General features: G+C 73.9%; 6 protein-coding genes. 4 read left to right on the top strand and 2 right to left on the bottom strand.

The genetic code is table 11. The features are described from left to right. Window positions 1–141: 141 nt before the first annotated feature. A complete protein-coding gene (locus tag HCN08_RS29015; protein WP_167986253.1) occupies window positions 142–1644 on the bottom strand; it encodes an MFS transporter in 1503 nt (500 codons plus the stop codon). 187 nt (window positions 1645–1831) lie between these two features. On the opposite strand from HCN08_RS29015, the gene HCN08_RS29010 reads away from it, so the two are divergent. The 4 genes from HCN08_RS29010 (at window position 1832) to HCN08_RS28995 (ending at window position 5653) form a co-directional block, all read left to right on the top strand. Next, entirely contained in the window at window positions 1832–2563 is a 732-nt protein-coding gene (locus HCN08_RS29010; RefSeq protein WP_167986252.1) for a YoaK family protein, read from the top strand. Beyond that, window positions 2548–3870, top strand: coding sequence for an MFS transporter (locus HCN08_RS29005; RefSeq protein ID WP_167986251.1), 1323 nt, complete (start codon window positions 2548–2550; stop codon window positions 3868–3870). The genes HCN08_RS29010 and HCN08_RS29005 overlap by 16 nt, the downstream gene beginning before the upstream one ends. Before the next feature lie 125 nt (window positions 3871–3995). Next, window positions 3996–4331 carry a YciI family protein gene (locus HCN08_RS29000; RefSeq protein WP_167986250.1) on the top strand — a complete coding sequence of 112 codons (336 nt, stop codon included), beginning with the start codon at window positions 3996–3998 and terminating at the stop codon, window positions 4329–4331. Between the two features lie 74 nt (window positions 4332–4405). Next, complete coding sequence (locus HCN08_RS28995; protein WP_167986249.1) at window positions 4406–5653, top strand: RNA polymerase sigma factor; 1248 nt, start codon at window positions 4406–4408, stop codon at window positions 5651–5653. Window positions 5654–5776: 123 nt separating this feature from the next. Here the strand turns inward: HCN08_RS28995 and HCN08_RS28990 are convergent, their stop codons facing one another. Beyond that, on the bottom strand, window positions 5777–8410 hold the full coding sequence (locus HCN08_RS28990; RefSeq protein ID WP_322974746.1) for a glycoside hydrolase family 9 protein: 2634 nt from the start codon (window positions 8408–8410) through the stop codon (window positions 5777–5779). Between the last annotated feature and the right edge of the window lie 201 nt (window positions 8411–8611).

Here is an 8611-nt window from a genome sequence, read left to right as displayed (position 1 = left end):
GGGGGCACCCCCCCCGCCCCGACGGGGGGGGGGGGGGCCCCCCGGGAGGGGGGCCCGCCCCGCCCGCTTCCCGTGTCCGGCCCGCGCGGTGTGCGGGCCGGACACGGGAGGAAACTCCGGACACGGGACGGAGGACGGAGTTCACGCCGGGGTGGTGGCCGACTCGCTGTCGGACGGCGGGGACGCCTGGGACAGCGGCGTGGCGATGTCCTCCAGCGACCTGCGCTCGGCGTTGATGGCGAGGAACGCCGCGACGAGCCCTGCCGCGCACATCAGCGAGGCGCCGATCACAAAGGCCGTCACGGTGTCGGAGACGACACCGGACTTGGTCAGGTCGGAGAAGACCAGCGGGCCGCTGATACCGCCCGCGGCGGTGCCGACCGCGTAGAAGAAGGCGATGGCCATCGCCCGGGTCTCCATCGGGAAGATCTCCGAGACGGTCAGGTACGCGCTGCTCGCGCCGGCCGAGGCGAAGAAGAGCACCGCGCACCAGCAGGCCGTCATCGTCGTGGCGTCCAGCGAGCCGCGGTGGAAGAGATACGCGGTGCCGAACAGCAGCAGGCCGGACAGGATGTACGTCGAGGAGATCATGATCCGCCGCCCGACGGTGTCGAAGAGCGGGCCGAGCAGCAGCGGGCCGATGAAGTTGCCGGCCGCGATGACGGCGAAGTAGTAGCCGGTGTCGCCGGTCGAGACGCCGAAGAAGGTGGTGAGGATGTTGCCGAAGCCGAAGGTGATGGCGTTGTAGAGGAACGCCTGGCCGACGAACAGCGACAGGCCCAGCACCGCGCGCCGCGGGTAGCGGGTGAAGACGGTTCTGGCGATGATCCCGAAGCCGATGCCGGCCCGCTGGTGAATGGTCATCTTCTGGGTGACCTTGGGCAGCCGCTCGTGCTTCTCCCGCTCGACGTCCTTCTCCACGCTGTCGACGAGCTCGTTCGCCTCGTCGCCGTGGCCGTGGATGAACTGCCAGCGCGGGCTCTCCGGGACGTGCCGGCGCACCAGTATGATCACCAGGCCCAGCACCACGCCGAGCGCGAAGGTCAGCCGCCAGCCGACGTCCTTGGGGAAGATGTGGGTGTTGAGCGCCACGATCGACAGCAGCGAGCCGCCGATCGCGCCGAGCCAGTAGCTGCCGTTGATGATCAGGTCCACCCGGCCGCGGTAGCGGGACGGGATCAGCTCGTCGATCGCGGAGTTGATCGCCGCGTACTCGCCGCCGATGCCGAAGCCGGTCAGGAAGCGGAAGGTGAAGAACCACCAGGGCTGGAAGGACAGCGCCGTCATCGCGGTCGCGCTCAGATAGACCGCGAGCGTCACCATGAACAGCTTCTTGCGGCCGAAGCGGTCGGTCAACCATCCGAAGAACAGCGCGCCCGAGCACGCGCCCGCGACGTACAGCGCGGCGGCCAGGCCCGTGATCTGGGCCGCGGAGACCGACAGCCCGCTGCCGTCCTCGGCGATCCGGCCGGCGATGTTGCCGACCGTGGTCACCTCCAGGCCGTCCAGGATCCACACCGTGCCGAGCCCGATCACGATCAGCCAGTGCCAGCGCGACCAGGGGAGCCGGTCCAGCCGCGCGGGCACATCCGTCGTGATGGTGGCGCCGGCCGCCGGGACGGAGCCGGCCGCTGGTGCTGCCATCGAAGATCACCTCCGTGGTGCAAGTCTCACATCGGCGGCGATCTTCGCGCCGCAGCCACGCCCGGCGGGTCGGACCGGGCACGATGGGGCGTCAGTCCCCGGGCCCGGCCCGGGAGATACCGCCGTGCCTTCCGGTGCTACGTCTGTCCCGAACGCCGGGGGCCACGCCCACCGGAGGTGGCACACCGTGCACCCACTGCTCCGCGAAGCCCGCGACACGCTCCTGCCCCGGCCGGGTGGGCCGCACGGGCCGCTGCCGCCGCTGCTGCTGGCGCTGACCGTGGTGACGGGCCTGGTGGACGCGTTCAGCTACCTGGTGCTGGGGCGGGTGTTCGTGGCGAACATGACCGGCAATGTCGTCTTCCTGGCCTTCTCGCTGGCCGGCGCGAGCGGCTTCTCGGTGACCGCGTCCCTGCTGGCGCTCGCCGGCTTCGTCGCCGGCGCGCTGGTCGGGGGCCGGGCCGGCCGGCGGCTCGCCGGGCATCGCGGCCGGCTGCTGCTCGCGGTCACCGGCGCGCAGACGGTGCTGGTGGTGGCGGCGTGGGCGATCGCGGCGGCGGCCGACCTGCCGGCCAGGGACGGCGCCCGCTGGGCGCTGATCGTGCTGCTGGGCCTGGCGATGGGCGGGCAGAACGCGGTGGCGCGGCAGCTCGCGGTGCCCGACCTGACGACGACCGTGCTGACCATGACGATCACCGGCATGTCGGCCGACGGCCGGCTCGCGGGCGGGCGGAACGCCAAGGCGGGGGTGCGGCTGCTGTCGGCGCTGGCGATGTTCGCCGGCGCGCTCGTCGGCGCCGCGCTCATCGGGCACAGCGGGCAGGAGCTTCCGCTGCCGCTGGCCGCCGCGCTGCTGGCCGTGGTCTGCGCGGCGCTCTTCGCCACCCGGCGCAGCACCGCGCCGTGGACCGCGAGGTGACGGGCGGGGAGCGGGGGGCGGGCGCCGTCGAGGGAGCGGGCCGTACGGCCGCGGGCGGGGACCGCGGTGCGGCGACCGCGGGGGTCCGGCCGCTGTGGCGCAACCGGGACTTCACGCTGCTGTGGTGCGGGCAGACGCTGTCCGTGCTGGGCACCAGGACGTCGGCGGTCGCCGTGCCGCTGCTGGTGCTGGGGACGACCGGCTCGGTGCGCAAGGCGGGCGTGGCCGGCTTTGTCGCGACGCTCCCCTACCTGCTGTTCTACCTGCCGGCCGGGGCGCTGGTGGACCGCTGGAACCGCCGCCGGGTGATGCTGTGGTGCGACGCGGGCCGCGCGGTGGTGCTCGGCAGTGTGCCGCTGGCGCTGTGGGCGGGCCAGCTGACGTATCCGCACCTGCTGCTGGCCGGTTTCGCCGGCGGCACCCTCTACGTCTTCTTCAGCGTCGCGGAGAAGGCCGCGCTGCCGGCGCTCGTACCGGACCGGCAGCTGACGGCCGCGCTGGCGCAGGAGGAGGCCAAGTCGCGCGGCGCCGCCCTGGCCGGGCCGCCGCTGGGCGGGCTGCTGTACGGCGTGTCGCACGCGCTGCCGTTCGCCGCCGACGCGCTCTCCTACGTCGTGTCGTTCGGCGCTCTGCTCGGTGTCCGGGCCGATCTGCGGGTACGCCGGGCGGCGCCGGCGGCGCGGCTGCGTACCGAGATCGCCGACGCGCTGCGCTGGCTGCGCGGGCAGCACTTCATCCGGGTGACGATGGTGTGCGTGGCGCTGGTCAACCTGATGTTCCAGGCGCTCAACCTGGTGCTGATCGTGCTGGCCGCCCGGCTCGGCGCGTCCACCGCGACGACCGGGGCGGTGCTCGGCTGCTTCGGCCTGGGGGGCCTGGCCGGCGCCCTGTGCGCGCCCTGGCTGGCGCGCCGGGTGGCGCCCCGGACGGTGGCGGTCGGCGCGACGTGGCTGTGGGCGCTGCTGCTCGCCCCGATGGCCGCGGTGTCGGCGCCGTGGGCGCTCGCGGCGGTGGCGACGCTGCTGGCGTTCGTCGGCCCGGTGTGGAACGTCGTGGTCAGCGGCTACCAGTACCAGGTGGTGCCCGGCCATATGCTGGGCCGGATCAAGAGCGTGGTGCTGCTGGTGAGCTGGGGCGCGATGCCCTTCGGCCAGCTGCTCGGCGGCTTCCTGCTGGGCCTGACCGGCCCGCGCGGCGCGGTCGTCGCGCTGCTGGGGCTGACGCTCGGCGTCGCGCTGCTGGCCACGCTCGCCCCGGGTGTGCGCCGGGCCGAGCCCGCCCTGCGCGCGGCCGGGGCGGCGGGCTGAGGGCCGAAAGGCGGACCGGGACGAATCAATCGCGCGCGGGGTGTACATCCGGGCGGCTGCCGATCGTCGTAGGGGTGACCGGGCGTCCTGCCCGGCCGCGCACACGCAGAGCAAGGAGATGTGCCATGAAGTACCTGCTGCTGATCTGCAGTGAGACCGCCGACGGCTTCCCCGGCGCCACGCCCGAGGAGCTGGACGCCGAGCCGTGGGTGCAGGAGATGACCCGCAGGGGCGTACGGCTGGACGGCAACCGCACCCGGCCCGCCGAGGACGCCACGACCGTACGGGTCAGGAACGGCGCGCGGCTGCTGACCGACGGGCCCTACGCCGAGACCAAGGAGCAGATGGCCGGCTTCGACATCATCGAGTGCGCCGACCTCGACGAGGCGATCGAGGTCGCGGCGCGGCACCCGGTGGCGAAGTTCGGCATGGTGGAGGTCCGGCCCTTCTGGGCCGACTGAGCCGGCTCGGGCCCGGCGGGCACGGCCGGCGTGACGAAGGTGGCTGAAGTGGCTGAGCTGACTGAGGTGGCGGTGTGCGGGACGCGGTGAAGGAGGCCGTCGCCGCGGCCTGGTCCCGGGAGTGGGGCCGGGTCGTGGCGGCGGTGATCCGGCAGACCGGCGACTGGGACCTGGCCGAGGAGTGCGCGCAGGACGCCTTCGAGCGGGCGCTGGAGCGCTGGCCGCGCGACGGCGTGCCGCGCAGCCCCGGCGCCTGGCTGACCACCACGGCCCGCAACCGGGCACTGGACCGGCTGCGCCGGGCCGCCAACGAGAACGTCAAGCTGCGGACGGCGGCCCGGCTGGACCCCGGGCCGCCGCCCGCCGACCAGCCGGGCGACCGGCCCGACGACGACGGGCTGCCCGACGACCGGCTGCGGCTGATCTACACCTGCTGCCACCCGGCGCTGCCGCTGCCCGCCCAGGTCGCGCTCACGCTGCGCACGCTGACCGGGCTGGGCACGGCGGAGATCGCCCGGGCGTTCCTGGTGCCGGAGAACACGATGGCGCAGCGGCTGACCCGCGCCAAGAACAAGATCAGGAACGCCGGTATCCCCTTCCGGGTGCCGCCGCCCGATCTGCTGCCCGACCGCACGGAGGCGGTGCTCGCCATCGTCTACCTGCTGTTCAACGCCGGTTACGCGCCCGGCGCCGCGGGTCCCGACCAGCGCCGGGTCACCGCGGAGGCGATCCGGCTGGCCCGGCTGCTGGCCGCGCTGCTGCCCGGCGAGCCGGAGGCGGCCGGGCTGCTGGCCCTGATGCTGCTGCACGACGCGCGGGCGGCGGCCAGGACCGACGCGGACGGCGACCTGGTGCCGCTGGCGGAGCAGGACCGCTCGCGCTGGGACCGGCGCGGCATCGCCGAGGGCACGGCCGTGCTGGACGCGGCGCTCGCCCGGCGGCGGCCGGGGCCGTACCAGGTGCAGGCGGCGATCGCCGCGTGCCACGCGCAGGCGGAGAAGGCCGAGGCCACCGACTGGCCGCAGATCGCGCTGCTCTACGCGGAGCTGGCCCGGATGGCGCCGGGCCCGGTGGTCGAGCTCAACCGGGCGGTGGCGGTCGCGATGGCCGACGGGCCGGCGGCCGGCCTGGCCCTCGCCGACGCGCTGGCCGCCGCCGGCGAGCTGGCCGGCTACCACCTCCTCCCGGCGACCCGGGCGGACCTGCTGCGCAGGCTGGGCCGGGACGCCGAGGCCGCCGCCGCCTACCGCGAAGCCCTCGCGCTGGCCCCCACGGAGGCCGAACGCCGCTTTCTGGCCGGGCGGTTGGCAGATCTGCGCTGACCCCGCCCGGCGGACGCCCCGGGCTCGCACGGGACGCGGGACTGCGCGACCTTCCGCCCGTGGGCGGCCGATCGCGCAGTCCCCCGCGCCCCTACCGGCGTCCGCCCGGCGCGGTGGGCACCCTCACGTGCAGGCCACGCCGTTCAGGGCGAAGCCCGTGGGCGCGGCGTTGGAGGCGGAGTACGTCCCGGTGAAGCCGGGATCGACCGTGCCGCCGGGCGCGAGGCTCGGGGACCACGACGGGTTGGTCACCGTGACCTTCTGGCCCGACTGGGCGAACGTGCCGTTCCAGCCGCTGCCGATCTTCTGGTCGCCGCCGAAGGTGAAGGTCAGCGTCCAGCCGTTCAGCGTGCTGCTCCCGGTGTTGGTGACCAGGACGTCCGCCTGGAAGCCGCCCGACCAGGAGTTGGTGACCTTGTAGACGGCCGTGCAGGCCGCGCCCGTGCCGCCGCCGGGCGGCGGGCTGGTGGTCGTGGTGGTGAGGGTCACCGCCGGTGAGGCGGCCGAGGTGGTGCCCGCGGTGTCCACGGCCTTGACGGTGAAGGTGTAGGGCGTGCCCGGGGTGAGCCCGGTGACGGTGTAGCTCGTGGCGGTGGTGGTGGCCAGCAGCGTCTGGCCGTTGAAGACCTGGTAGCCGGCCAGCGGCAGGCTGCCGGGGGTCGCCGCGGGCCAGGTCAGGGTGACCGACGAGCCGGTGACCGCGGAGGCGGTCGGCGTGCCGGGCGCGCCCGGCGGGGTGTCGGCCGGCGGCGGGGTGGTGCCGCCGCCGCTGGGGGCGGTGCCCCACACCGCGGTGGCGCCGTCGTAGAGGACCATGTCGTTCACGGTGACCGGGGTGGAGCCGGGCGTGGTGGAAATGCCCTGGTAGGACCAGTCCTTGGTGGGGTCGTGCGCGCCGGGGAAGGTGAGCCGGAACTGCACCTCGCGGTGGAAGGCCGACTGCCCGGCGGGCGCGATGTCCTGGCCCTCGCAGCTGATCGTGACGTAGTAGACGCTGCCGGAGAACTGCGTCGGGCCGGTCGGCGCCGAGCACTGGTTGTACGGCGAGGTCACCGTCACCTGCGAGGCGGTGGTGCCGGCGTCCAGGGTGAAGTAGTAGCGGAAGCTGCCGTGGGTGAGGTGGCGGGCCGGCCAGCCGGACTTGTTGACCACCTGCGCCTTGATCTCGTAGAAGTTCGTGCCGGCGGTGTTGACCGCGGCCTGCAGGAACTCCTCGGGCCCGTCCGGGGTCTCCTTGGGCGGGAAGTTCGCCAGCGGTGTGCCGCCGTACTCGTCGGTGAGCGCGGCGAGCGCCCCGGAGAAGCCCGCGTTGTAGTCCAGCGCGCCCTCGGTCTCGCCGTAGTTGGAGCGCTCGTCGGAGAAGCCGTCGTCCGCCGAGCCGGGGCCGCCGACCAGCAGGCCGATGTCGAGGTGCCGGGTGCTCGCCGGCTCGGTCATGGACTGCGACCAGGAGCCGTGCGCGGCCCGGTTGTGCGGGTTCTGCGGCCACTTGGTGTTCTTGCCGGAGTTGGTGAAGCCGATCTCGTAGCTCTCCTTGGCGGGGTTGTCGCCGAGGACGTAGTCGATCTGCCGCACCGCGAAGTCGTGGTAGGTCTGCACCTTGGCGGCGTCCTTGCCCTGCGCCGCCAGCCAGTCGGAGAACTGCAGCGCCACATAGGCGGTGTTGGAGGAGTAGCGCAGCGAGCCCCACGTGTCGAGGAACGCCTCGCCGCCGGGCGAGTAGGCGACCTTCGCGCTGCCCACGCCCGTGGTCCACCAGTCGAGCCAGCGCTCGGCGTCGTCGACGTAGGTCTGCTTGCCGGTGAGTTCGGCCAGCAGCACGTAGTCGCCGTAGGACTTGTCGTCCCAGGCGATCGTCCAGTTGTATTCGGGCGTGCTGGTCTGGTTCATCTTGGGCAGCTGCGCGTAGTAGGTCTCGGCCTTGGCCAGGTACGCGCTGTCGCCGGTGGCGCGGTAGAGCCACAGCGCGCCCCACACCAGCTCGTCCCAGTAGCCGGACCAGGAGTTGTAGTAGCCCTGGGCGGCGGTGATGCACTTGTCGTACGTGCCGCGGTAGGTGTCGGCGAAGGTGTAGAGCTGCTTGGCGTTGGCCAGCAGCGTCGCGGCGTAAGTGGCGTCGCTCTGCTTGAAGAGCATCGAGGACGAGGCGAGCGCGGCGGCGGCCTCGCCGGCCAGGTCGGAGCCGGGGCAGGAGGCGTCGATCTTGTACGAGGGCCGGGGCTCGGGGTTGACCTCGGGCGGGCCCCAGAAGGCGTGGTCGCTGCTGCCGTCGCCCACCTGGCCGTACAGCACATTGGCCGACGGGTGCGCCTTGAGCAGCCAGTCGTCGCCCCAGCGCAGGTTGCGCAGCAGGTAGCCGTCCTGGCCGCTCTTGGCGTAGCCGGACGCCTCGTCGATGCCGCCCCAGCCGAGCATGGTCATGGAGAAGGCCATGGGGAAGGCGAACTTCACCTCGTCGCCGGCGTCGTGGTAGCCGCCGGTGAGGTCGAGCCCGGCGTCGGAGCCGTCGGTGAGGTCGGAGTCGCCGCGCCAGGAGACGCGATTGTCGGCGGGCAGCTTGCCGGAGCGCTGCGACTCGTAGAAGAGCATCGAGTCCTGCAGCGCCTCGGCGTAGTTGTAGCCGCCGGCCGCGGCGGGTGCGGCGGCCGGGGCGGCGGCGTGCGCGGCGGGGGCGCCGGCGGTGGCCGCCATCGCCAGCGGCAGCAGGGCGGCCAGTGCGGTGACCGCGGCGGTCCTGGCGCGCCGCAGGGCGCGCACGGGGGTTCGGCAGAGTCTGCGGGTTCTGGGCACGCGTCCTCCAGGCGGGTGTGGGGGGAACGCACCCGGGGGCGGGTGGCCGGTTGCGGGCCGCCCGCCCCATGGGAGCGCTCCCACATGCTCGCCCCGGGTCTCTCGCACCGTCAAGAAGCGTGCGCGGGCCGTCCCCGCGGTGTCCCCGGGGATGCGCGGCCCGGCGCG

This window comes from Actinacidiphila epipremni, from assembly GCF_012034175.1.
GTDB classification, from domain to species: domain Bacteria; phylum Actinomycetota; class Actinomycetes; order Streptomycetales; family Streptomycetaceae; genus Actinacidiphila; species Actinacidiphila epipremni.
The sequence above is the reverse complement of the archived record's forward strand: the minus strand, read 5'-3'. Positions and strand labels throughout refer to the sequence as shown.